Origin of the sequence: Paenibacillus agricola (assembly GCF_011440305.1) — a bacterium.
Lineage (GTDB): Bacteria > Bacillota > Bacilli > Paenibacillales > NBRC-103111 > Paenibacillus_S > Paenibacillus_S agricola.
Genome location: NZ_JAAOIW010000011.1, coordinates 191,987 through 214,846, shown reverse-complemented (window position 1 = coordinate 214,846; position 22,860 = coordinate 191,987). Strand labels below are relative to the sequence as shown.

The 22,860-nt window shown below is 40.2% G+C and carries 28 protein-coding genes and 1 pseudogene; 24 read left to right on the top strand and 5 right to left on the bottom strand.

Annotation, left to right across the window (positions count from 1 at the left end):
• Window positions 1–20: 20 nt before the first annotated feature.
• The 19 genes and pseudogenes from G9U52_RS26300 to trxA all read left to right on the top strand — a co-directional run bounded on the left by G9U52_RS26300 (window position 21) and on the right by trxA (window position 14,743).
• A complete protein-coding gene (locus G9U52_RS26300) occupies window positions 21–473 on the top strand; it encodes a hypothetical protein (RefSeq protein WP_166153623.1) in 453 nt (150 codons plus the stop codon).
• Window positions 474–542: 69 nt separating this feature from the next.
• A complete protein-coding gene (locus G9U52_RS26295; protein ID WP_207953206.1) occupies window positions 543–1,826 on the top strand; it encodes a phosphoadenosine phosphosulfate reductase domain-containing protein in 1,284 nt (427 codons plus the stop codon).
• 45 nt (window positions 1,827–1,871) lie between these two features.
• Window positions 1,872–2,324, top strand: coding sequence for a hypothetical protein (locus tag G9U52_RS26290; protein WP_166153431.1), 453 nt, complete (start codon window positions 1,872–1,874; stop codon window positions 2,322–2,324).
• Window positions 2,325–2,430: 106 nt separating this feature from the next.
• Entirely contained in the window at window positions 2,431–3,366 is a 936-nt protein-coding gene (locus G9U52_RS26285; protein ID WP_166153430.1) for a hypothetical protein, read from the top strand.
• Window positions 3,367–3,606: 240 nt separating this feature from the next.
• Window positions 3,607–4,983: a DUF3854 domain-containing protein gene (locus G9U52_RS26280; RefSeq protein ID WP_166153622.1), complete on the top strand. Its 1,377-nt coding sequence runs from the start codon at window positions 3,607–3,609 to the stop codon at window positions 4,981–4,983.
• Window positions 4,984–5,308: 325 nt separating this feature from the next.
• Window positions 5,309–5,752, top strand: coding sequence for a single-stranded DNA-binding protein (gene ssb, locus G9U52_RS26275; protein ID WP_166153621.1), 444 nt, complete (start codon window positions 5,309–5,311; stop codon window positions 5,750–5,752).
• A 141-nt stretch (window positions 5,753–5,893) separates the two neighbouring features.
• A complete protein-coding gene (locus G9U52_RS26270) occupies window positions 5,894–6,163 on the top strand; it encodes a hypothetical protein (RefSeq protein WP_166153620.1) in 270 nt (89 codons plus the stop codon).
• Between the two features lie 88 nt (window positions 6,164–6,251).
• Window positions 6,252–6,626, top strand: a complete 375-nt coding sequence (locus tag G9U52_RS26265) for a hypothetical protein (protein WP_166153619.1) — start codon at window positions 6,252–6,254, stop codon at window positions 6,624–6,626.
• Between the two features lie 34 nt (window positions 6,627–6,660).
• A complete protein-coding gene (locus G9U52_RS26260) occupies window positions 6,661–6,939 on the top strand; it encodes a hypothetical protein (protein ID WP_166153618.1) in 279 nt (92 codons plus the stop codon).
• Window positions 6,940–7,212: 273 nt separating this feature from the next.
• Window positions 7,213–7,401, top strand: a pseudogene (locus G9U52_RS41835) (DNA cytosine methyltransferase); the annotation flags it as partial.
• 105 nt (window positions 7,402–7,506) lie between these two features.
• Window positions 7,507–8,952 (top strand): DNA cytosine methyltransferase, encoded by a 1,446-nt coding sequence (locus tag G9U52_RS26255; RefSeq protein WP_243767574.1) that lies wholly within the window; start codon window positions 7,507–7,509, stop codon window positions 8,950–8,952.
• A gap of 86 nt (window positions 8,953–9,038) precedes the next feature.
• On the top strand, window positions 9,039–9,191 hold the full coding sequence (locus G9U52_RS26250; protein WP_166153617.1) for a hypothetical protein: 153 nt from the start codon (window positions 9,039–9,041) through the stop codon (window positions 9,189–9,191).
• 86 nt (window positions 9,192–9,277) lie between these two features.
• A complete protein-coding gene (locus G9U52_RS26245) occupies window positions 9,278–9,454 on the top strand; it encodes a hypothetical protein (RefSeq protein WP_166153616.1) in 177 nt (58 codons plus the stop codon).
• A gap of 205 nt (window positions 9,455–9,659) precedes the next feature.
• Window positions 9,660–10,280, top strand: a complete 621-nt coding sequence (locus G9U52_RS26240; RefSeq protein ID WP_166153615.1) for an NAD(P)/FAD-dependent oxidoreductase — start codon at window positions 9,660–9,662, stop codon at window positions 10,278–10,280.
• A 90-nt stretch (window positions 10,281–10,370) separates the two neighbouring features.
• A complete protein-coding gene (locus tag G9U52_RS26235; RefSeq protein ID WP_166153614.1) occupies window positions 10,371–11,219 on the top strand; it encodes a DUF8832 domain-containing protein in 849 nt (282 codons plus the stop codon).
• A 98-nt stretch (window positions 11,220–11,317) separates the two neighbouring features.
• Entirely contained in the window at window positions 11,318–11,653 is a 336-nt protein-coding gene (locus G9U52_RS26230; protein WP_166153613.1) for a metal-sensitive transcriptional regulator, read from the top strand.
• A gap of 25 nt (window positions 11,654–11,678) precedes the next feature.
• Window positions 11,679–11,879 carry a cation transporter gene (locus G9U52_RS26225; protein ID WP_166153612.1) on the top strand — a complete coding sequence of 67 codons (201 nt, stop codon included), beginning with the start codon at window positions 11,679–11,681 and terminating at the stop codon, window positions 11,877–11,879.
• A 93-nt stretch (window positions 11,880–11,972) separates the two neighbouring features.
• Entirely contained in the window at window positions 11,973–14,396 is a 2,424-nt protein-coding gene (locus G9U52_RS26220) for a heavy metal translocating P-type ATPase (protein WP_166153611.1), read from the top strand.
• Window positions 14,397–14,425: 29 nt separating this feature from the next.
• Complete coding sequence (gene trxA / locus G9U52_RS26215; RefSeq protein WP_166153610.1) at window positions 14,426–14,743, top strand: thioredoxin; 318 nt, start codon at window positions 14,426–14,428, stop codon at window positions 14,741–14,743.
• Window positions 14,744–15,075: 332 nt separating this feature from the next.
• Here the strand turns inward: trxA and G9U52_RS26210 are convergent, their stop codons facing one another.
• The gene (locus G9U52_RS26210; protein WP_166153609.1) at window positions 15,076–15,642 is read right to left on the bottom strand and encodes a C40 family peptidase; all 567 of its coding nucleotides are present in this window, start codon (window positions 15,640–15,642) and stop codon (window positions 15,076–15,078) included.
• 705 nt (window positions 15,643–16,347) lie between these two features.
• On the bottom strand, window positions 16,348–16,845 hold the full coding sequence (locus tag G9U52_RS26205) for a hypothetical protein (protein ID WP_166153608.1): 498 nt from the start codon (window positions 16,843–16,845) through the stop codon (window positions 16,348–16,350).
• Window positions 16,846–17,250: 405 nt separating this feature from the next.
• On the opposite strand from G9U52_RS26205, the gene G9U52_RS26200 reads away from it, so the two are divergent.
• Complete coding sequence (locus G9U52_RS26200; RefSeq protein WP_207953205.1) at window positions 17,251–17,532, top strand: hypothetical protein; 282 nt, start codon at window positions 17,251–17,253, stop codon at window positions 17,530–17,532.
• A 270-nt stretch (window positions 17,533–17,802) separates the two neighbouring features.
• Here G9U52_RS26200 and G9U52_RS26195 read toward each other — a convergent pair whose 3' ends face one another.
• Entirely contained in the window at window positions 17,803–17,958 is a 156-nt protein-coding gene (locus G9U52_RS26195) for a hypothetical protein (protein ID WP_166153606.1), read from the bottom strand.
• Window positions 17,959–18,351: 393 nt separating this feature from the next.
• On the opposite strand from G9U52_RS26195, the gene G9U52_RS26190 reads away from it, so the two are divergent.
• Window positions 18,352–18,537, top strand: coding sequence for a DUF2933 domain-containing protein (locus G9U52_RS26190; RefSeq protein WP_166153605.1), 186 nt, complete (start codon window positions 18,352–18,354; stop codon window positions 18,535–18,537).
• A gap of 31 nt (window positions 18,538–18,568) precedes the next feature.
• On the opposite strand, the gene G9U52_RS41830 is transcribed toward G9U52_RS26190, so the two are convergent.
• Window positions 18,569–18,898 (bottom strand): four-helix bundle copper-binding protein, encoded by a 330-nt coding sequence (locus G9U52_RS41830; protein WP_166153678.1) that lies wholly within the window; start codon window positions 18,896–18,898, stop codon window positions 18,569–18,571.
• Window positions 18,899–19,581: 683 nt separating this feature from the next.
• Here G9U52_RS41830 and G9U52_RS26180 point away from each other — a divergent pair.
• The 3 genes from G9U52_RS26180 to G9U52_RS26170 all read left to right on the top strand — a co-directional run bounded on the left by G9U52_RS26180 (window position 19,582) and on the right by G9U52_RS26170 (window position 21,976).
• Window positions 19,582–20,241, top strand: coding sequence for a cytochrome c oxidase assembly protein (locus G9U52_RS26180; protein ID WP_166153604.1), 660 nt, complete (start codon window positions 19,582–19,584; stop codon window positions 20,239–20,241).
• A 255-nt stretch (window positions 20,242–20,496) separates the two neighbouring features.
• Window positions 20,497–21,090, top strand: coding sequence for a TVP38/TMEM64 family protein (locus tag G9U52_RS26175; protein ID WP_166153603.1), 594 nt, complete (start codon window positions 20,497–20,499; stop codon window positions 21,088–21,090).
• On the top strand, window positions 21,077–21,976 hold the full coding sequence (locus G9U52_RS26170) for a WD40/YVTN/BNR-like repeat-containing protein (protein WP_166153602.1): 900 nt from the start codon (window positions 21,077–21,079) through the stop codon (window positions 21,974–21,976). The genes G9U52_RS26175 and G9U52_RS26170 overlap by 14 nt, the downstream gene beginning before the upstream one ends.
• A gap of 31 nt (window positions 21,977–22,007) precedes the next feature.
• Here G9U52_RS26170 and G9U52_RS26165 read toward each other — a convergent pair whose 3' ends face one another.
• On the bottom strand, window positions 22,008–22,850 hold the full coding sequence (locus tag G9U52_RS26165; RefSeq protein ID WP_166153601.1) for a C39 family peptidase: 843 nt from the start codon (window positions 22,848–22,850) through the stop codon (window positions 22,008–22,010).
• Between the last annotated feature and the right edge of the window lie 10 nt (window positions 22,851–22,860).

Below are 22,860 nucleotides of genomic sequence, written 5' to 3'. Positions count from 1 at the left end.
CGTTTTGAAGGAGATGGACCATGCAAAATAAAAAAGCTGGCCGCCACAAGTCCGAGAACCCGCGTACGTTCGACTTACCGAAGACTCGTTTAACCAGGGAGGAAAGACGAATGATTGAACTTAAGGCTGTCATGCATAGTAAAGGAAATATGGCCGAGTATATTCGCGACTTGGTCTTAAAAGATACCCGCATTCCTAAACCATTGTCTACTTGCCTATGTGGAAGCACCTCACTAAAAATCATCTACAAAGATGAGGAGCGGGAGGTAAATGTGGGAGATCAGGATTTAACTCTTACACTTACTGGTGTCCCCCGAAGTGAATGCAGCACTTGCGGCCGAATTATTGGGGATATGCGATTAGCTGCAAAGTTAGAAACCGTCCTTGATGAAGAAATTTTATGGAGAGTCAATAATCACCATATCATTCCTAAACAAATCGAATTTAATGAATTAATCACCATAACACAATGAAAAAGAGGGCACTGCAAATTGCAGATGCCCTTTTATTTTGCAATTTTACTCTGGGAGGACTACTAAATTATGGGATACCGTATGCAGTTTGATTTTGATTCAGGTGGATTAATGGATATACCTGAAATAATAAGAGACATCGATTGTACCATTAATACTAAAGTTATCTATGGCGGGCCGATCAAGCCCATCTACGGAAATAACATACAGATATCGCCACAATATAAAGGGAGAACGGAGACAAGTCACGATAAAAGAAATTATCTGGCTAATCTTTTACCATTGGAAACTTATTCAAAAATTATTGTTTTATTCAGCTCAGGGAAGGATTGCCTAGGTTGTGTACTCCACCTCCTTGAACTAGGTGTACCTAAAGATAAGATAGAATTGTGGCATCATCTTATCGATAAAGGCTCGGATAAGAAAATGGACCATCCTGTGACGCTTCCTTACGCAAAAGCCTTTGCGAAAGCCTTGGGTATCCGGCTTAGGTTTAGCTGGCGTGAAGGTGGCTTCTGGTCCGAGGTGTTTCGTCTGGGATCCTCAGCCCCGGTTTCTTTTGAAGATGCTGGTGGCATTACGACAGTAGAATCTAAATTATGGCAGCGTACAATCGAATTAAAAGCATTGATGGAGCAGGCTGAACTGGAAGATAATTTGGATATGCTGGAAACATGCTTTAATGAATTAAAGCAAATTGGTTATCGGATGAAGCTGCCAGCTAAGGTGTCAGATTTATCCACAAGGTTTTGCTCAGCATATTTAAAAATTATGGTAGGTAATGTTGCAATTATTCACTCAGAGGAGACAAAGCGGGACTGCAAGATCCTGATGGTTAGTGGTGAAAGAAGGGGCGAGAGCCATAATCGCCGCGTTTATAATGAATGTGAAAAACATGGGACAAATGCAGAAACTAGAAATAATCGAACCGTGCATGTGTGGCGCCCGCTCATTGATTGGTCTTTGCGTGATGTGTGGGAAAAGATTAAGAGATTCCGCATCAATCCTAATCCCCTGTATAGGGTTGGTTTGAATAGGGTCTCATGCGCACTTTGCATATTCAATGGACCGAGTCAATGGGCAGGTGTCAAAGAGCTTTATGGCAGTGGAGAGGGCAGTATATTTCAGCAAATTGTCGATGCTGAAAAAGAGCTTGGTTTCACCCTCGACAATAAAGTGGACATCAATACTTTTATCGGAGATGCGGTTTCTTGTATTGATCATTCTAATCTCTTAGCGCTCGAACAGGTGATGAAGGGTATATTTTACCCCGAAGATGTATTTGTTCCTCTTGGCCAAGACTGGGAGTTTCCAGCTGGTGCATTCCGAGGGACTGAGGGTGGGCCTTGTTAAAGATAATTAAGGACTTGTAAAAACCATAAAAATGGAGGAAACCTAATGTGTATTGAAAGTAAGTGTAAGGTTTGTGGATGTACTGAAAATAGTGCGTGCATTGGAGCTTGCCATTGGATAAATAGCAGTCAAGATCTTTGTAGCGGATGTGCCCCTATTGTGGATTTTTATCCACAGATGCATTTCTATCAATGCTCCAGTTGTGTCGTCATTTTCGGAGTCGAAGCAGCATTGGAGGACCAATCTTCTGTAAAATGTCCAATATGCCAAAATGATGAGGAATTAGATGATGCTGGTTTTGGTTATGTAACGCTAACTAAAATTCCTGAGGAGGAAGAGGAAGAGGAAGAAAATATAGACATACAACTTTCTACTGATCTTGGACATGTACCATTTAATGGTGATGTACGGGATAGGGAATGTCCGCTTTGCGGGAAAGTTGTCCTATCTAAGAGATTTGCTGATCACGTCCTCGGGGAAGATTGCAAAAAAGTATGAAATAAAAAAATTTATAACCAAGGGTCTTCGGGCCCTTTTCCTTTGGATTTGAGGCGGAATGGTATTGAGCGAGTTATTATTATGAATTGGGGAGATAGATGCAGGTATGATAATAGAGCGATTAATTAAATGGTTCCAAAGGATAACTAGTGTGCATGAAGTGATTTTGAACTCGGATAATAACCTAATCGAAGCTAAAATTGAGCACCGAGAAGAAATACCTGAAGATATTCATATAGAGGAAGTTAACCTTGCATATTCAGAAATCACAATCGAAGATGAAGTCTTTTTAACAAAGGATGAGATGCTGGCTGCCATGGAAGAAGCCTATCAACTAGAGTTAGAAATGGACATAGACTACCAGCAAGAAGCTTCATTTGAGGAACCTTTTCAAAATATAAAAAGTACAAGATCCATGCATTTAGAAATTGCCATTTATCCAAATCAAATGAGAGAATTATTAAATTCATCGCGCTTTTGTTGTGATCGGTTGGAAGAGAAGCAAAGTGATAGGAATTATTCATTAAACATTTTAGAAAATTGTGAAATTTCAACGATTCCTCGTTTTGTAAAGCAGGGCTTACCTGTAGAAACATGTCCTTTTTGTAAAAGTGATCTGTTTGCTGATGGGGAGTATACTCTTACTTATGTTTACGACCCTCTAAAGCTAGCTGAATCCTTATCAATAGGAGATTGTGATGTCTGCAATCAAGATAACAGAATAGTCAATTATTTACACGATGAATTTGGTTTTCATGTCCTGAATACATGCAAGTTCGGTTGTGATGATGTTTGTAGCGATCCAAGTTGGCTTGATGGCAATCTTACTTTTAATGTTATTTCACTTACAAGAGTAGAGCAAGGACATATGGATAGTCGTTGGCAATTAAAATTACAAGATAGTAACTCCAATCAAATAGAAAAGTGCATAATACGAAGAGATACTGAAACTGCCGAGGAATTATTAAATGAAATTCATTCCTGTACAGCTCATCACCAGCTATCGAGATTAGATCTTAAACATAAAATCTATTACGATTGAGCATTCTCTTAAACTCTTAAAACAACGGTTGATTTTTTTAACGATGTGAATTACCATATAGGAGTAATCTTTTTTTTGTCAACCACTGAGTTGAACGTTATCTCGAAGAGTGAAACCCTATGGGTGGATGTATGTACGGCATTGCTATGCCTACAGCTTCTACACATAGGGTTTTTTTGCGTTTATTTTAAAACCCCGAAAAGGAGATGTATAGCATTGTCGAGGATTAGTCAAAGAACAATGGATCAAATTGAGGAATTGGATTTAGCGGATTTTGCGGAAATGTTGGGAGATCGTTTAAAAAAAGAAGGACGTCATTACTTCACTTATCGTAATGGTGGAGAGAAAACACCCAGTTTATGCATTACTCCAGACATGAGAAGGTGGACTGCATTTGGCTCAACAGAATCAGGTCGTAATGCAATCAGCTACTACGGTTACCGCAAATGGAATAACCCCTTTCCAAGTGGTAAAGATTTTGTTGAAGCAGTGAAAGAGGTGGCTCAAATTGCGGGTATCCTTATTGAATACGAGGATGGACGTAAGTGGACACCAACCGGTTATACAGGAATTCCAAAGATTAGACAAGCTCCTCCTATGATTCCGGAGAACGCGAAGAAGGAAATTCCAATACTTGATCGTTATTTTAGGAGATTAATGATTGAATTTCCAATTACACCCGCCCACAAAAGTCATCTTAGTTCGGAAAAAAGAAAAATGAATGATCGTCAAATTGAAGCTCGCCAGTATCGATCACTCACAGATAATAAACAGGCCAGGTACTATGCAGCATCAAAAATTAATAAGGAGTTCGGTGAACCTGAAGGCATACCTGGTTTCATGTACGTTAAAGGTACAACTACGGGTAATTATTGGACGATCGGTGGAAAGCCGGGCTTGTTAATACCATTCCGTGACATTTTCAATCAAATTGCGGGGTTTCAGCTTCGTTATGATAAGCCCCAAATTGAAATCGCGGTTAAAGGTGTTGAAAATGTTAAAATCCATGGTGCTGAAGAAATCAAAATTGTTGATGGTGATACCGGAACAATTATTTGGGATGGAAAAGAGGAGCAGTTGCCTGTCGTGCTTCCAGATGGAGTAGAGATCATTTCTAAGCGTCGCTGGTATGGTTGGTTTGCATCGAAATCAGACCTGGAGAAAGGTATCTTAAAGGGGACGAGCAGCGGAGATCCCGCTCCTTATCATTGTGCTGTTCCTACTTCTATTTTGGAAAAATGGAGGCCTGGGCAAAGCGTGAAGGAAGTAATGGATACCTCAACCATTTGGTGGGGAGAAGGTCCATTAAAGGGAGATGTAGCATCTGATTTTACGGATGATTTGCATCTGCAGGTAGCTGGTGTATCTTCATGGCGTTTTTTATTGCAGCCTACCATTAAATTGAAACCTAATCGTGTGGTTATAGCTTTTGATGCAGATGCTCAAACGAAGGAAGAAAGTGTTGGTAAAGCAGTTTTGAAGTGTATTGAAGGAGCCAGGCCATTACTTAAAGAGCATGGAATTGAGCTTGCTATTTATGTTTGGCCAGAGGAAGCAGGCAAAGGAATTGACGACTTATTTATTAATGGCTATAAAGGTCAGTTGTTTGTAATCTAGGGGATTTGAAAAGTAAGAAAACAGAGGTGTTGAGGAATGGTAAAACAAATTGAATTAATATTATTAAGTATTCAACTTAAATGGGAAAACATAATTTTGTACAGAGTAAAGAAAATATTTTTATTCAAATATTGTTTTCTTTGCGGAGATAAGAAATTAATAGCAGATATATCTGATTTATGCAATGAATGTGAAATGTGGGTTGTGAAAAATAATAGGTAGATGCTGTTCGAAAGATTATAAAAAGTTAATCAATGTTATTTCAAACAGATAGTCCAAATAAAGAGAATAATATACCCCAAAAAAAACAAAGGAAGTGTTCAATATGTTGAACCGTGTGATTTTAATAGGCAGGCTAACAAAGGATCCTGAATTGCGTTACACCCCTGCGGGCGTAGCCGTCACCACAATGGTACTAGCTGTAGACCGTCCATTTATGAATCAAAGCAAGGAAAAAGAAGCGGATTTCATCCCCATTGTAACATGGCGTCAGCTTGCTGAAACTTGCGCCAATTACTTGAGAAAAGGGCGACTTGCCGCAGTAGAAGGAAGAATGCAAGTACGGCATTATGACAACAATGAAGGTCGTCGCGTATATGTGACGGAAGTTATTGCTGATAATGTGCGTTTCTTGGAGTCCCCAAACACTAGCGGCGGGAGTGGTAATACGGGTGGATCCCAACATTCTACAGGTAATCAGGGGAATCACGACCCATTTCAGGATCATGGTAAACCGATTGACATTTCGGATGATGATTTGCCATTTTAGAATCTGACAACTTTAGTCAGCTAATATTAACCATTATACCCTTGATATGACTAGGATTATACACTGTGTAACGTGTGTCTTGGTAATCAGATGCAGCCCAGAGTGGGGATCAGTTTAAATTTCTGAAAGTGGTGAAAAAAGATGGTGGAGATATTCGGAATAATTAATAAAAAATCAGGCGAAATACTTGGATCGGAAAGCAGCCCTTTTGATGTAGAAGGAGCGAGGAATCGCGCTCAAACTTCGGCAGATAAGATAAATGAAAAATTTGGAGTCGAATGCGAAGTAAAAGTTCTCATAAACAAATGGAAATGTGATGTGTGCTCCACAAAGTTCGATTTACCCAAAGAAAGATGCTGCCCTACATGTAAAACAATTGAAATTATTCCTGTGTTGGTTGTAAAAGAATAGTAATAGGCATCCAATATACGGCATAGAGCATGAGACTACTAGACAAAGAGTTGCATTTATCAGATAAGGGCACTGGATGGTGAAGAGAATGAATATATTTATTGCTGATCCGAAAGAATTTGAAAAAATTACAAATCTTTTACGGGACGATATCGTTAGGCTAGATGATGAGATTAGGGAAATTAGTAATATCTTAAATAAATTAGATAATCCCATATCCTCTCTGGAAGCTAAACGAAATTATGAAAGTATGATGCTCAAAGCAAAAACTGAGAAAAAAGAAAGTGAGCTTTTACTTAAGAAACTAATGGATCGGTCTATAACACAAGGGATATTTGATGTTATCTTAAAGGATTTAAGAGAAATTGCTGATTTTTCATGTGATCCACATGTGAATCAAGCAATTGATCAAATCCGATTAAAAATAATTGGTGAAGAACTAGAAGCTAAATACCTATTTTAATTATAGACATAGATAGCCTTAAGGAGGCGTTTTGATGATTGCTGTTCGTGTGGTAGTTGAAATGAGATATAAGACAGAGGATGGTTTTGTTACACTAACCGATGAAACGCCAGTTGGCCAAGTGAGATTTTTATATTCAGACAATGGCAGCAAGAAGCTAGGAAAAGCAACTATACATTCAAATGGATACAACCTTCCGAAATTATACTCCTCTCAATCTGGGGAAGTAATCGAAAAAGGAAAAACATTGTACTTTACGAATGGTGCTTGGACTTATCGCTTGCGGCATATGGGTGAAGCAGTGGTAGCATAAAAAAATATTGGAAGTGGAAGGCTGCAGATAAATCTGCGGCCTTTTTTTATTCATTTATGACGAAAATTAGGAGGATATTCTATTGGGATTAAGTCGGGTATCACAGCGTAAGTTTGACAGAAAACATGGAAAATTTGTGTTTCAGCATCCTGAACACCATAAGGAGATTTTTGTCGATAATTTTGCTGGCGGGGGAGAGCTTCTACCGGCATAGAGGTAGCTACAGGACGTTCGGTTGATGAAGCAGTGAACCATGATCCTGCAGCAATCGCAATGCATATGGCTAACCATCCGAATACAAAGCATCATTGCGATTCGGTTTGGGATGTTCATCCAAGGTTAGTGGCAAGAGGTCGTCGTGTGGGGCTTGTGTGGTTTAGCCCGGACTGTAAACACTTTTCAAAGGCTAAAGGAGGTAAGCCAGTCGAAAAGGGTATTCGAGGGCTGGCTTGGGTGACAATTAGGTGGGTTGCTACTGAACACCCGAGAGTCATAATGTTAGAAAATGTAGAAGAATTTAAAACTTGGGGACCCCTACTTGCAAAAGTTGATCCCAATACTGGTCGAATGCTTAAAGTTATACGCGGGCATGAAGGTGAGGATGATGTAGTCGTTGTATCCGAGCCAGGCGAGATTGTTCCCCCAGATCAACAAATCCTTTATCCGGATCCGATGCAGAAGGGCAGGACGTTTAATTCATTTGTCAATGCACTCAAGCGTCACGGATACAATGTTGAATGGAGGGAGCTGCGGGCATGCGACTACGGAGCTCCTACGATTCGAAAGCGTTTTTTCTTGATAGCCCGCTGTGATGGAAAGCCGATTGTATGGCCAGAGCCCACACATGGCGACCCAGCGAGCCCAGAAGTAATATCCGGGAAGCTCAAACCCTGGCGTACAGCTGCGGAAATCATAGACTGGACGATACCATGCCCGAGCATTTTTGATACTTCCGAAGAAATAAAGAAAAAATACGGAATTAGGGCAGTTCGCCCGCTTGCCGAAAATACACTACGCCGCATCGATCGTGGAATTAAAAAATTTGTGATTAATAATCCCGATCCGTTTATTGCTCCTTCTAATGCAGCTGCTCCGTTCATAGCCCGGATCGGTCAAACCAAGTTTGGTCGTGATCGATTGCAATATGATCTGAAAAAGCCCCTTACAACAATTGTTACAAAAGCGGAGCACCTTCTTGTTAGTCCAACTCTTATCCAAGTCGGATATGGAGAAGGCCCGGGACAAGAGCCACGTGCACTCGATCTGAAAAGACCGCTTGGTACGGTTGTTGCTGGAGGAAACAAATTTGCTGTGGCTGCAGCTTGCTTAATCAAGCATTATGGAGGCGGCTATACAGGTTCAGGAAATGATCTGAATGATCCGCTATCTACTATTACAACAGTGGATCATAACGCATTGGTAACAGCACATATTGCTAGGCATTTTGGAGAGTCGGTTGGGAACAGAATGGATGATCCACTAGGTACGGTTACAGCCGGCGGTGGTGGAAAAAGCGCGCTTGTCACATCTAATTTGATCAAACTTCGAGGAACAAACATCGGGCAGCCTGTCACAGAGCCATTGCATACTGTTACGGCGGGCGGATTGCACCATGCTGAGGTAAGAGCCCTTCTGATTGCTTATTATGGGAGTAGTATTGGGCAGTCACTGAATGATCCTCTTGGAACGGTCACGACACATGAGAGATTCGGGCTTGTCTTAATAAAGAATGTTCTTTATCAAATTATCGACATTGGCATGAGGATGCTGGAACCACATGAGCTTTACGCGGCACAGGGATTTCCAAGCACATATATTATCTCAGGCTACCAAGTGAACGGTAAGCCTGTCACTAAATCAGCCCAAGTAGCACGCTGTGGTAATAGTGTTCCGCCGCCATTCGCAACAGCATTAGTACGCGCGAACATGCCGGAGCATTGTACGGGTTCAGGAAACGTACTCACATTTGAACGGTATAAAGAGCCAATGGGGCAATTGCAATTATCTATCTAGTGTAGGTATGAAATCTATATTTAGACCATTCAGAGCAGACCTAAAATCCATACAGGATTAAATAGAATTTTTGTAGGAGGCATGCTATGACAGCATCTGTTGTGAAAGTTATCAATGGGACAGAAATTATCTGGTTTGAATCCGTTTCTGCTTCAGTAGCGGAGCGAGTCGTAAATCAAATCAACCAATCCAATATGAAGAAAGATAGATCCTACAAAGTGATTTACCACAAATCCTAATGAAGATATGTAAGAAAAGTATAGGGGCTACTTTTACTTGATAAAATCCTGCTTGGTATCAGTAGCCCTGAAGAGGAGCAGATGAAATGAACCGCTACATATTATCTGAATTTGAAGGGATAACCTGTGTAGCCAAGAAGTCTCCCTTTACCATAGAGGAGCGGCTCTACGGTATTTCTATTATGACCTTTAGCACGATGAAGAGGATGAATATTTCCAGCTTATATCTGAAAGAAAGCCATCTTATATTACTGGGGAGATGATAAGTGCATATTGACATTATACTGTATAGGGGTATAGTATATAAATTGTTGATGAAGTACCTACCTGGGGTATACTTGTTTTATTGACGGATGTCCCAGTTGGCAACGCGATTTCTTTATTTTTTCAACGCTCCGAAAAAACGGTCATTATCTCTACATACAAGGAGCGTCGTTTAAAAAAATGCAGCAATCAGGAGGAAAAGAAATGGCTTTAATAATGCTAGCTGTAGCTCCAGCGTTCGGGATTGGAGGATCTCTATTTCAACCGAATCAATTAGTGCTGATAGGATCAATTATCGGGGAAGATGCATCGATTGAAATGACAAGTTTTAAACAACTCTATGTTCCCGTAGAAGAAGGCCAAGTGGCCGCTGTAACACAAAAACTTCTCGAAGCTGGTCTACAAGTAGTTCCAGCTGGTTTCTATACCAAAAACCTGATTACATGTAACTTCTGTAGAGGGCCAGAAGAGGCAGGATTAGATATTGCCAAATCTTTAAATGCAGCTATTTCGGGAATCGGGGTTCCTAGCCCTCTTAAAATTGGCTACGCAGGATGCGCACTCGGTACAAGTGAACCGTTATTAAAAGATATAGCTGTCGTTAAAATGAGGGATACGTTTGATTTGTACGTTGGCGGGGAGGCAAAGGGGCTTAAAGCAAACCTTGCAAAGCTCCTACTTACAGATTTAAGCCCCGACCAATTGATTCCGATTGTGAGGAGACTGATCACCATTTTTCAAGAACAAGGGAAGAAGAAAGAGAAATTTTCGAAATTTGTTGATCGAGTCACCCTAGTGAATTTACGGAAAGCCGTAGAATTATAGGCGACTAGACAAAAACTATAGGAAAAAATTTAACAATGGAATACATGTTACTAGGGTACTACACAACACTACACTAAAAGGGGAATCAATATGATTTTAAAACTGCTTGGAAGTGGCCTATTATCGATGGCTTTTTTATCAGGTTGTACAGCCACACAAACTGTGGACCATAACCAGCATAATGCTGTAAGCAGTGGGAATGAACAAGGGGAGCATGCAGGGCATGGAACAACAACACCCGCACCTAGCATGGATATAAAATCAATATGGAAACTATCTACCGACAAACCTGAACCCAATCAGAAGTCCAACATATCGATTCAAATTGATGACTCCAAGGGCGCACCCGTCGAGAAGTTTGATGTGAACCATGAAAAACAATTGCATCTTATCTTAGTAAGTAAAGACCTCAGCTATTTTGACCACATTCATCCAGAATACATGGGTAAAGGGTTATTTGAGATCAGCACTATGTTTCCGAAAAATGGGGAATATAAATTAATCGCTGATTTTATCCCTACCGGCTCTCAACAAAAGACGGAAAACCACTGGGTACAAGTAGGAAATGAGAAAGCTGCTTTGGAACCCATAATTCCAGATACAAGCCTAACTAAAACGGTCGATAATAAAGAGGTTACGCTTCAATTTGATAAACTGCAGGCAGGCAAGGAAGTTCAAATGAATTTTTCGTTTAAAGACAGCAAGACGCAAGCTCCTATTACAAACCTTCAGCCTTACTTAGGCGCTGTAGGGCATGTCGTTATCATTAGCAGCGATGTGGAACACTATATTCACAATCATCCTCTGGAGGAGAAAGCAACAGGTCCTGATGCCAAGTTTGCTACCTTTTTCCCTAAAAGCGGCGTTTATAAAATATGGGGTCAATTTCAACAAAACAGTCAAGTGATTATCGTTCCCTTCGTCGTTCAAGTGCCGTAAAAAAAGCAGCAATTATTATAAATGGTCGAGTTAATTGACATACCCATAGGGGGTATGGTATATTATTTTTATCTTATTAAGGATAGGAGGCTAACTATTTGGAAACCCTTAAAGAAGCCGAAGCTGAACACGCTGATGTTCACTGCTGCAACACAGAAAGGCAAAGCCATCATTCTGATAAAACAAAAGCAAATTTAGTTTCACGGCTCAATCGTATTGAAGGCCAGATTCGAGGCGTTAAAGGTTTAATAGAGAAGGATACCTACTGTGATGATGTATTAAACCAAATTGCTGCGGCCCAAGCGGCATTAAACAGCGTGGGTAAGTTATTGCTTGAAGGGCACATGAAAAGCTGTGTGATCGAACGCATTCAAGCTGGGGAACATGAAGTTATAGATGAGTTATTGATTACAGTTAACAAACTAATGAAATAATAATAAACATATTGGAGGAATCGATATGCAAAATGTAACCTTGAAAGTAGAAGGTATGACCTGCGGGCATTGTGTGAGCTCTGTTGAAGGTGCGATTAAAAATGTGGGCGCTACGGGACAAGTAGATCTTTCAGCTAAAACGGTACAGATTCAATTCGATGAAAGTAAGCTCACTTTAGACATAATCAAAGGTGCCATAGAGGATCAAGGATACGATGTAGGTTAAAAAAGTGAGCACAGCGACGAGAAGATCGTTGTGCTCAACCCTATATTTTTTTCAAAAAAATATACCCCCCAGTGGTATTAGGAGGAACACATAATGGAAAAAGGTTTAGAACAACAGCAGACGACCTTACAAATTACCGGAATGACTTGCGCCGCATGCGCAAACCGCATCGAAAAAGGGTTAAATAAACTGGAAGGTGTTTCCGGAGCGAACGTCAATTTTGCTTTAGAGCAAGCTTCAGTTACTTTTGACTCAACCAAGACGAACTTGGTGCAGATGGAACAAAAGATCGAAGCCTTAGGTTATGGAACCGTCAAAGATGCAGCCGATTTCCAAATTACAGGGATGACCTGTGCAGCTTGTGCCACCCGAATCGAAAAAGGTTTGAACAAAATGTCGGGTATTACAAAGGCAACGGTGAACCTTGCTTTAGAAACAGCACATGTTGAATTTACAGCCTCCCAGGTATCGGTAGCCGATATGGTAAACAAAGTAAAGCAGCTGGGTTATGGTGCGGTTCCCAAACAGGAGCAGCAGGAAACAGGTGATCATCGGCAAAAAGAACTTAGAAATCATAAAATCAAACTGATTACTTCTGCTATTCTTTCATTGCCTTTGCTTTGGGCGATGGTCAGCCATTTTTCTTTTACTTCGTTCATTTGGCTCCCGGATTTGTTTATGAACCCGTGGTTTCAATTGGCTTTGGCTACGCCCGTCCAATTCATTATCGGAAGACAGTTCTATGTAGGGGCCTATAAAGCGCTTCGGAATGGCAGTGCAAATATGGATGTCCTGGTTGCGCTCGGAACATCCGCCGCTTACTTCTACAGCTTGTACCAAACGATACAATCACTAAACAGCCCTGCTCATCATGAAGTGGCTTTATACTACGAAACGAGTGCGGTCCTGATTACACTGATCTTGCTTGGAAAGCTGTTTGAGATCTTAGCTAAAGGCAGAACTTCGGAGGCTATCAAGACACTCATGGGACTTCAAGCTAAAACAGCCACCGTTATTCGAGACGGACAAGAGATTAGTGTACCCATAGAGGAAGTCATAGTTAAAGATATTATTGTGGTTAAACCCGGAGAAAAAATCCCGGTCGATGGTGAAGTCATTCAAGGAGCTTCCTCGGTCGATGAATCCATGCTGACAGGCGAAAGCATACCCGTGGATAAGCGCACAGGTGATCCTGTTTTCGGAGCTACCATCAATAAAAATGGGATGTTAAGAATTGAAGCCACGAAAGTGGGCAGGGAAACGGCTCTTGCCCAGATTATTAAAGTGGTAGAGGAAGCGCAAGGCTCGAAAGCTCCGATTCAAAGAGTAGCAGACGCCATCTCCGGTATATTCGTTCCTATTGTGGTCGGGATTGCTATACTAACCTTTCTGGTTTGGTATTTCGCAGTGGAACCGGGCAGTTTTTCGAGCGCATTAGAAAAAGCGATTGCCGTTCTTGTTATAGCTTGCCCTTGTGCATTGGGCCTTGCCACTCCTACGTCCATTATGGCCGGATCTGGTCGAGCAGCAGAATTGGGTATTCTGTTTAAAGGTGGAGAGCATCTGGAAGCTACTCACCGTATCCAGACCATTATTTTAGACAAAACTGGAACGGTCACGAATGGGAAACCAGAACTTACCGATGTGATTACTACGAGCGGGACTCAAGAGGATAGCTTCTTGCGTTTGGTGGGGTCAGTTGAACGAAATTCAGAGCATCCATTGGCTGAGGCTATTGTGAAAGGCATTAAGGAAAGAGGAATCGAGCTTCTGGAGACCGAGCAATTTGAAGCAATTCCGGGTTATGGCGTTCGTGCTATCGTTGAAGGTAAGGAATTACTGGTGGGGACAAGAAAGCTAATGGTTCAATATGGAGTGAATGCTGAAGATGCTTTTGAAATGATGAGCCGTTTGGAGGAAGCCGGTAAAACATCCATGCTGGTAGCCATCGATGGTACTTATGCAGGCATGGTTGCTGTAGCGGATACGATCAAGGATACATCCAAAGAAGCGGTGGCTCGTCTGAAAAACCTCGGAATTGAGGTCATCATGATCACCGGAGACAATGAGCGAACAGCCAAAGCGATCGCGGCCCAGGCGGGTATTGATCAGGTATTGGCAGAGGTTTTACCGGAAGGCAAAGCGGCAGAGGTTAAAAAACTTCAGGCAGCAGGGAAAAAGGTAGCCATGGTCGGGGATGGTATTAACGATGCACCGGCACTAGCAACTGCTGATATCGGGATGGCGGTTGGAACCGGTACAGACGTAGCTATGGAAGCAGCTGATGTGACCCTAATGCGTGGCGATTTAAACAGCATACCGGATGCGATATTTATGAGTAAAAGGACAATGGCAAACATTAAGCAAAATCTGTTTTGGGCTTTAGCTTATAACGTGATTGGGATTCCGATAGCAGCCTTAGGCTTTCTGGCTCCTTGGCTTGCAGGCGCGGCAATGGCGCTGAGTTCCGTATCCGTCGTATTAAATGCGCTTAGGCTTCAGCGGATTAAATTGTAAGGGATGTCAAACCAGTTGGGGGTGTTGAGATGGTTATTGAAATTACTGACCAAACATTTCAAGAAACGACTCGAGGTGAGGGCTTAGTCATCGTGGAGTTTTGGGCTCCATGGTGTTCGCTATGCAAACTTTTGGAGCCCATTCTTGAGGAACTAAGTAGCGAATATGACAGCCAGGTGAGTATTGCAAAAATAAATGTCGAATCGAACCAAGAGGTTTCAGAAAGATTAGGTGTAAAGAGTTTGCCGGCACTTTTTATATATAAGCAGGGTGCTTTAGTCGGCCAGGTAAATGGTTTTGTACCCAAGTCTACTTTGCAAGAAGCGATCAAGCCATTCATTGAATAACAGAAAAAAGGGTAGTGTGGATAACCACCTACCCTTTACATGCTTAAAGAAAGATCACAATCCTAGGGGAATTAGGGTTACTAGGTATCCATTGATCCCCATTTTTAGATGCTTGCCTTTCTGAATGCCGAGTGATATTGCCCAAGGAAGAACAAATAAAATAACCACCAGTATGTAACCAATCGTTCCAGGGCAAGTTCCTGAATCCATCCCCAAAAGGGGCATTGGAATCCCGAGGGCCCATCGGTATACGGTAATCTATCCCATCTGCCGTATCCTATTAAACTCATTCTTGCAAGAGCGTTACCAATTAATATGTTAGCGATGCAAATCTATTTCAAAACACTTCCACCGAATAAGAAACGATATTCCCATTGCTTGTTATCTATCGTATCAATTCTGACACCACCTGATTCTTTGGAATATGTCTGAAGTATTTTTCCGTTTCCAAGGTAGATTCCATTATGAGTAATTCGTTGTTTATTTTTAATGATTCCCCTGTAATCAGAAGCATCCGATCCTCTGTAAGACATAAAGAACATTACATCCCCTGGTTTGAGTTTTCGCCAGTCAGTAGTGACATTGCCATTTTTTTTGATATATTCTGCTTGACTTCTTGAATCGGCTGGTAGCTTAATTTTTGCACCTTCAAGGTATGCTTGTCTGACAAAATCGGAGCAATCAAATGTTCGCGTATTGGAACGACTGGAACCAAATTCGTAAGGAGTGCCTAAGTATGCTTTTCCGGCGCTGATGACTTTTTGCCTCACAGATGAAGCTACACTAGTCTGAGAGAAGTTAGAATCTGTCTGAGAAGCCGCAAAAGCATGTCCTTGAAAAGAAATAGCTGATAGGGATAAAGTAATAACGATTAAGGCCGACGAAAAAGTTTTTTTCATAAAAGTAATCCCTCCAATGTTAGTATGATTATTTGCTTACCCTGTAATGGTAGCACGAACAATTGGAGGGGGAGGATGGAATAATTACCAATTCATAAATCTAAACAAAAAGACTAATTACTTTTTCTAGTGTTATCCTAAGGCGTTTTACTGTGATCCATACTACCCATATTATTGGTATCTTTTTTATTGCTAGGTTTAGAACAACCTCAATAAATTCTATATTCTCCAGACCCGGAGGCTCTGATCATCACTGGGAAAAATGAAAACGGGAATGGCTGCAATAACAGTGCATTGGGCTACGCTGCGCCATAATGATATGATTTGCAGTATTGGCTTGGGTATTATGAATGTTTGCATGTAGGTGCGTACTTAGTTCGGCACCTTTCGTACGGAGAGTCCAACGCACGCATGACATCTTCAAGGACAGCAAAGTACCTATTTCAATTGGTACCAAAAGCAGCCATACAACTGGATTTTTGTGCGATGACCAACACCGGATCATTAACGAACACATGGTCAAACGGGTCATTGAGGAGAATTATCTTGAAAATTTCGTTATATTAGAATCAATGGCGTGTATTTATGCGGCCTTCGTTTTCATCAATCTTTGGATAATATGATCCGTTAACTTTCGGAAGCTAGGCGCTAGTAGTTGCAAATATGAAGCGTTTTTTCTCCATGACTATTTTATCTTATGTATAGCTAATCTGATGCAGAAAGTTTTTTCGTCCCAAAGCTTTCTTTGATTATCTTTCCTTCATCCAGATCAAGAATGATCGCAGAATCAACATCATGATCGAAGTAAGCCTTCACATCGTTTGGAAGGCTTACCATACCCTCAATAATATATTTGGCTAATTTCTGTGTGTAATTATTGTTGATATTCTCTAGATCTGGAATATCGTTTTTTGTCTCAAAGCTATGTAAGAAACTAAGTAATTCCTGCATGTATGTAGCAAAACACTCGATAGTTCCTTCATTCAAGTAGTTGGCTAAGAAAATACCGTCGCCAATTTCCTCCGGCGATTTCCAGTTAATCAGAGTAGAGGCTTGCTTCAAGCTTGAAAGAGAATGTTTCTGGAATGCCATTTCGACGATTTCTTCTACTGGCTTTGCAATCTTTTTACGTTGTTCGTTTGTCGTTGAAATGCAACCTTTAACTTCATTATTTTCTTTAATACCTACGAAAATTTTTATCATTGATATCCCTCCAATTGTTAAAATGTGATGTGTTGAAATCCAGTCACTTCATTATATTCATTAGATGTGTTGAATTTGTGATTAAACAAAAAAGAGATCTATCCGAATACAAGACGGGCTAATACGTGTTATCCCAGGACTGAAGTTGTAATATTGTCAAAATTACTACTGATATGTGTATTAAACTATAATTAACTACATACTGTAGTTAATTTTCGCAAATAAACATAGTTGAAATAATAAATCCGGCAATTTAGGTGGGTTGTGCTTCTGATTTAATTTCATATCTATCATTCGTCATATCGGTATTAGTCCTTGCTTGGAAGATAAGATAGGCATTATTTCGTTGCTTGTATAAGCGAAGATAGCACAATGTACTGGATTTTTGTATATAAAAGGAGGACCATGATGACTATTGTAATTGTTATGGGAGTAATTGGTTTAGCACTAATTTTTCTTGGAGTGTTGAAAATGAAGACAGAGTCTGCCTACATCAAAGAAACAAGAAAGCAATACATCAATGTTTTGCAACAATTGGCAAAGGCGCCGGATAATGACCAACTGAAAGAACTAGCTTATAGTTATGGAAGGAAATACTATGTCTCCTTAAGAAAAGACGGGAATTTAACCGTGAACGATGAAAGAGCAATTAGTAATGATCTGGTTTACCATATTTGCCCACAATGATCGAACTTCTAGGGGGTGAGCTGGAGTCTGTACGATGAGGGAACCAAGATAGAATAACCTTAAGGAAGTGTATTAGTGGATCTTATTACGATTGTTATATGGTTAGTTTTATTTGATATTACTCAGTTCATTTGATGGCTAATAGGCTACTTTATGAAAGGACTAAAGTCGTGAAAAAGTTTTTTCATAAGTCCCTCCAATGTTAGTACCAACAATTTGGAGGGGATGGACGGAATAATACCAATTCATAAATCTATACAATATGAATAATTACTTTTTTGTAGTGTCATTCATAGGTGTTTTGCTGTGATCCATGTTACCCATATTATTGGGATCTTGTTTATCTGCTGGTTTAGAACAACCTGAACTTACTAACAAAATGGAGCCGCATAGAATAAGAATGCCCAAAAGTTTTTTTGATTTCACTTCATATTCACCTCCTTAAAGTCTTTCGCCCTTTTATACTACAATATGTAGTTACTAAATACAAGATTTCATAACAAAATGACCAAGACATCGGTGAGGACTCATTGGATACATAATTTACTAGTAATTTGGATTGTTAAGGGGCACCATATGGATATTCGATCAATAAATCAAAATGAATAGTAACAGGGATAGTCTAATAGAGTCTTTATCGTCGCAAGCATTATCTAGTGAGTGGTCCAATTCTGGCCTACTCAATATTCTCAATTGTTGCGCTTTTGGAGCAATCTGTTTCTGATATGATTGTCTTTCCAAAACCACATAGAAACTTCACATGATTGTAGTAAAATGTTATTGAAATACAATCCCATCTACTCAAAAAGGAGAAACAGAATGGACTGGACCTGGCTGTTCGTGCTTATATGCCCTGTGATGATGTTGTTTATGATGAAAGGTATGCATGGGGGCGGAAGCCACAAGCATAACAATCATGTAGAACATGAATTGAATGAATTGAAAAAGCTAAATGTTGAAATGAAAAAGGATCTTAATGAACTCAAAAACAGTGTTAATAAATAGGGGGCAATAAGCCCCCTATTGGTGTAACTATTTATGCAGCCATGTTACGGCATACTTCAGCACATTTTTTGCACATTTCTACGCAAGTTTTGCAGTGCTCATCTTTAAATTTGCTGCAGTGCTCTGCGCATGCTTCGCATATACTTGCACATAGGCTGCAAATTTGCTTTGCACTCATACTGTTTCGAGCCAAGTATTGAGCTGTAAGGGAGCATATATCAGCACAGTCTCTAAGCATACTGATACAATGAACCCTTGCCCCAACATCTGGTTCTTGAAGGCAAGCTGAGAAGCATTGTTCACAAGCCTTCATACATTCATTACAAGCATCAATACACTTTTGAACATTTTGTGGAATCATGTACGTGTTCATTTAATTCCCTCCTTTTAGTGGTACTACAAATTGTAGTATTTACGTTTCCTTACACAATATTCATACTAGTGAATCATTATTAAACAAGAGAGTTTGATAAAAACTTCGGTTTCCAAATGTAAAACTATCAACTACACACTTTGTTTTATATACTATTTATTGCACCCTCCTCTTATAAATGGAAAGCAATAGTACATAGTTTTAGTGGTTAAAGATGTAGTGATTAAGAGAAATGTATGCTTTCCAGAAACAATACGATTAATAGAAGGATCATACGGTAGAACATTTGGAATCACTCCTTACCAGAGATTTTGTGAATGATAATTTCCCCTAAATCAACAAGTTCAATGTAAACTAACAAGTGGGGGTGATCCTGGTATATAACCCACAACTCCGGATGCAATAGGGGATAATTTTATGTTAAATAAGCTGCTTTAGTATTGACAGAGGAGATACCATTCTAATAAAGTAGAAGAAATTATTAAATACTACATAATGTAGTTTATTGGGAAGCGGGCATCTTCTATGATCAATGTTTCTCTATTCAACAATATTTCTTTTTCGGAACTTTGGAGCCCTTGGCTGATCATGATAAACACATTGCTGGCTTTCATCTATTCGTTTATAGTGGGCCGTTTCGGCAAAAGAATATCCTTTTTACACCAGTAGGTATGCTTCAAAAAGTTTTTTTCATGTTCGGGCTTATCGCGTTTTATTTGGCTGAGGGCATCCCTCTAAATCTATTGGCTAACGAATTCATGTTCAGTGCCCATATGTTGCAACAATCGCTTTTATTGTTCGTTATGCCGCCGCTGTTGCTGTATGGAACACCGCCATGGTTTATTAGAGCGATATTGCCAAAAAGTTTTGTGGAAAAAGTACTTCCGCTAGTTATTCACCCTTTACTGGCTGTTATTGTATTCAATGTTTTGATAACGGTATACCATTACCCTGCTATTTTCGATTATATAATGTCCGACGGCGGGGGTGGTATAGTGAGTAATATTTATCATCTCATCTTATTAGTTTCTGCTTTTCAGATGTGGTGGGTCCTTGTTTGTCCGCTTCCTGAATTGGATCGAATACCCGGTATCAAGAAAATGGCGTATATAATTGTGGAGGGGCTTTTAATTTATCCTGTCTGTATATTTATCTTTTTTGCAAGTAAACTTTTATATAAGACATATGCACAAGTACCGGTGGTAGTGTCTCTTTTTAACCCTTTAGAAGACCAGCAATTCGGAGGCGTTATTATGAAGTTTATTCAAGAAGGGACTCTTATTATTGCGTTGGGATTCGTCATCCATCGATGGTACCGTAAGGAGATGTAGATTATGGCTCCCTGACTATTATGGATTGGAGCGACCACAGCGTTCACTTTTTCAGCTTTCCAAGACCGGCGACCACTTCAGTTAAATATGTCGATAGGACTCGACGATCGTGTTTTTCTAAGCCATTGATTTCGATTAAACTGATATTCGGTTACATCATGATCAAAAATACCTGGATGATTAGAGATTTGACACCTTGGAGCCAATTTACTACAATATGTAGTAATATTTGTGAGATTGGAGTGCACAAGTTCGATGGAGCTCTTTTTTGATGTAAATGAGGTTATTAATTGGCTTAGGCAATTTGGGATATGGGCTATTCTGGTTAGTTTGCTGATCAATATAGGTATCAGTATACTTGGGGTAGTCCCCTCTTTATTTCTATCTGGTGCAAATGCAGTTGTTTTTGGAATGGTTCCAGGATTTTTCATTTCTATACTCGGGGAAGTATTAGGTGCCGGCCTCTCCTTTTTCCTTTACCGATGGGGGATCCATAAGGTTAACGCCATGCATTCAGAAAAATGGAGATGGGTTCATCGAATAAATGATGCTAGTCGAGGGCGGCGTATCGTTCTGTTATTTATAGCAAGAGTGACTCCTTTGATACCTTCCGGTGTCATTACATTCGCAGCAGCTGCTTCAAACATGGTTTTTGTCGATTTTATTATTGTTACATTCCTGGGTAAGGCACCTTCAATTGTAATGGAGACTCTCATCGGCCACGATTTACTTCTCTTGAATGATAATTTTCCACGGCTGTTGATTTCGTTACTACTAATCACAGTAATCTTGATTTTCTTCAGAAAAAAACATATAAAGAAAGAGGAGTATGAGAATGGAAAAAAGTAAAAAGAATTCATCATTTGGCATGGGGCTGGCATTTTTAATTGTAATAGCATGCATTGTAGGATTAGTTGTTTGGGGGATTTTCAATAGATCAAATGGGTCTGAAGCCGAAGAGTTAAACCCAGGCGCAACTCATCCCCATACATTTAGCTATGCCCCGGATGGAAAAACGGTTTGGCTCGGAACGCATACAGGATTATATGAGTGGAAGAACAAGAAGTGGATGAAGACGTTAACACCGCTTGGTAAAAATGACATCATGGGGTTAGAAATTGATCCTTCAAAACCTGAAAATATAATGGTATCGGGACATGGTTTTGTTAAACGGACAACAGACGGAGGAAAAACTTGGACTGCCGCTGAAACAGGTTTACCAAATCAACCCAAGCCGGATCTGCCGGATGCACACCAATTCACAATGGATCCTAAAAATTCCAATCATTTATTCACTTTATTAGCCGGTAAGGGTGAAAACCTTTTTGAAAGTAAAGATGGGGGAGTGAATTGGAAAAAGGCAGGTTCTATTCCTCAAGAAACATACTCTATAGCTGTAGCGCCGGATAACGATTCCTCTGTGCTTGTTGCAACTGAAAATGGTATATTACGTTATGATATCAATAATGGAGTAGCAAAAGAGACTAAAATAAGTAACGAGCCAGCATTTCAGCTATTGAGTTTAAATAATGGTAATGTCATTGCTATGAATGAAGGGGGCTTTCTTCGTTCTAAGGATATGAAAACTTGGGAACCGATGAAAGTGGAACTGAACGGCGAAATGCCGCTCGGGATTAAAAGTTCCAAAGTTGATGCCAACCAGTTGCTCATTGTAACTGACAAATATAAGGTGTTTGAGAGCAAAGATAGTGGGAAGTCATGGTCGCAAAGATAAATAGTTATGAAAAAAGGGAAGCGTATAAATATTACGCCTCCCTTTTTTCATAAGTTAGAGACTGACGCCCCATAGCTTCCCAGGTTTTTATAAATTGTTCTTTTTCAATTTGATAATTTTTCTTGCCGCTCAATGGGTCGTTAACATAAACATGGCTCTCATCATAGCCCACTAAAAGAACAGCATGTTCCAAGAATGTCGTTCTTATCGGACCCAAAGGAGAATCCCAAGTGATCCATTGATCTTCTCGTGGAACTGTAAAAGGGATGGTTGTCCATACAACTACTGGAGTTCCAGCAGATAATTTCTCTTGTAATTTATTAAATGATGACCCGGTCAAATCAACTGCAGTCGGAATGTATGCAGCTAAAAGCTCAAAAAGGGCTTTGTGGTAAATACCGAACCCTTTTTGTTTACCTGTTATATCACCGACATAACCTAAATTTGGATTTCCCCAGTATTCAATGGTCCCATTCTTGCCCCAATGTATGGAAGTACCGTCGGTTTTCATCTCCGGCAATAAATCCATTTTCCCCTTTTTCACTCCGTAAAATTGAAGAAGCATGGTAAGCGCTGTGAGTTCACATCCTGATGGAAGTTCCGGATTTTGCAGAACTAAGGGAGCCTCGATCAATATCGATTTCTTCAGTTCGATATCTTTTGGTTGAGTATTTGTCCCTCTCCACACAGGGCTGACTTCGGCTATTGGTATTTGAATAGAAGGGGTTATGCGGTCATAACCCGCGCCAACAAGTGCTTCTTGGCCTATTATTTTTTTGTAAAGCAGGATGCCGAATAAGGCGCTTGACATAGCAAGTCCGGCGATTAATAAATAGGATAAAAAGTATTTAAATCCAGCGAGAATCATCATCATCTTCCTCAAT

Bases quoted from the DNA above. Each gene is read 5' to 3' on its own strand.
- G9U52_RS26300 (WP_166153623.1), top strand. From the start codon at position 21: ATGCAAAATAAAAAAGCTGGCCGCCACAAGTCCGAGAACCCGCGTACG.
- G9U52_RS26295 (WP_207953206.1), top strand. From the start codon at position 543: ATGGGATACCGTATGCAGTTTGATTTTGATTCAGGTGGATTAATGGAT.
- G9U52_RS26290 (WP_166153431.1), top strand. From the start codon at position 1,872: ATGTGTATTGAAAGTAAGTGTAAGGTTTGTGGATGTACTGAAAATAGT.
- G9U52_RS26285 (WP_166153430.1), top strand. From the start codon at position 2,431: ATGATAATAGAGCGATTAATTAAATGGTTCCAAAGGATAACTAGTGTG.
- G9U52_RS26280 (WP_166153622.1), top strand. From the start codon at position 3,607: ATGGATCAAATTGAGGAATTGGATTTAGCGGATTTTGCGGAAATGTTG.
- ssb (WP_166153621.1), top strand. From the start codon at position 5,309: ATGTTGAACCGTGTGATTTTAATAGGCAGGCTAACAAAGGATCCTGAA.
- G9U52_RS26270 (WP_166153620.1), top strand. From the start codon at position 5,894: ATGGTGGAGATATTCGGAATAATTAATAAAAAATCAGGCGAAATACTT.
- G9U52_RS26265 (WP_166153619.1), top strand. From the start codon at position 6,252: ATGAATATATTTATTGCTGATCCGAAAGAATTTGAAAAAATTACAAAT.
- G9U52_RS26260 (WP_166153618.1), top strand. From the start codon at position 6,661: ATGATTGCTGTTCGTGTGGTAGTTGAAATGAGATATAAGACAGAGGAT.
- G9U52_RS26255 (WP_243767574.1), top strand. From the start codon at position 7,507: ATGCTTAAAGTTATACGCGGGCATGAAGGTGAGGATGATGTAGTCGTT.
- G9U52_RS26250 (WP_166153617.1), top strand. From the start codon at position 9,039: ATGACAGCATCTGTTGTGAAAGTTATCAATGGGACAGAAATTATCTGG.
- G9U52_RS26245 (WP_166153616.1), top strand. From the start codon at position 9,278: ATGAACCGCTACATATTATCTGAATTTGAAGGGATAACCTGTGTAGCC.
- G9U52_RS26240 (WP_166153615.1), top strand. From the start codon at position 9,660: ATGGCTTTAATAATGCTAGCTGTAGCTCCAGCGTTCGGGATTGGAGGA.
- G9U52_RS26235 (WP_166153614.1), top strand. From the start codon at position 10,371: ATGATTTTAAAACTGCTTGGAAGTGGCCTATTATCGATGGCTTTTTTA.
- G9U52_RS26225 (WP_166153612.1), top strand. From the start codon at position 11,679: ATGCAAAATGTAACCTTGAAAGTAGAAGGTATGACCTGCGGGCATTGT.
- G9U52_RS26220 (WP_166153611.1), top strand. From the start codon at position 11,973: ATGGAAAAAGGTTTAGAACAACAGCAGACGACCTTACAAATTACCGGA.
- trxA (WP_166153610.1), top strand. From the start codon at position 14,426: ATGGTTATTGAAATTACTGACCAAACATTTCAAGAAACGACTCGAGGT.
- G9U52_RS26210 (WP_166153609.1), bottom strand. From the start codon at position 15,642: ATGAAAAAAACTTTTTCGTCGGCCTTAATCGTTATTACTTTATCCCTA.
- G9U52_RS26205 (WP_166153608.1), bottom strand. From the start codon at position 16,845: ATGATAAAAATTTTCGTAGGTATTAAAGAAAATAATGAAGTTAAAGGT.
- G9U52_RS26200 (WP_207953205.1), top strand. From the start codon at position 17,251: ATGATGACTATTGTAATTGTTATGGGAGTAATTGGTTTAGCACTAATT.
- G9U52_RS26190 (WP_166153605.1), top strand. From the start codon at position 18,352: ATGGACTGGACCTGGCTGTTCGTGCTTATATGCCCTGTGATGATGTTG.
- G9U52_RS41830 (WP_166153678.1), bottom strand. From the start codon at position 18,898: ATGATTCCACAAAATGTTCAAAAGTGTATTGATGCTTGTAATGAATGT.
- G9U52_RS26180 (WP_166153604.1), top strand. From the start codon at position 19,582: ATGCTTCAAAAAGTTTTTTTCATGTTCGGGCTTATCGCGTTTTATTTG.
- G9U52_RS26175 (WP_166153603.1), top strand. From the start codon at position 20,497: ATGGAGCTCTTTTTTGATGTAAATGAGGTTATTAATTGGCTTAGGCAA.
- G9U52_RS26170 (WP_166153602.1), top strand. From the start codon at position 21,077: ATGGAAAAAAGTAAAAAGAATTCATCATTTGGCATGGGGCTGGCATTT.
- G9U52_RS26165 (WP_166153601.1), bottom strand. From the start codon at position 22,850: ATGATGATGATTCTCGCTGGATTTAAATACTTTTTATCCTATTTATTA.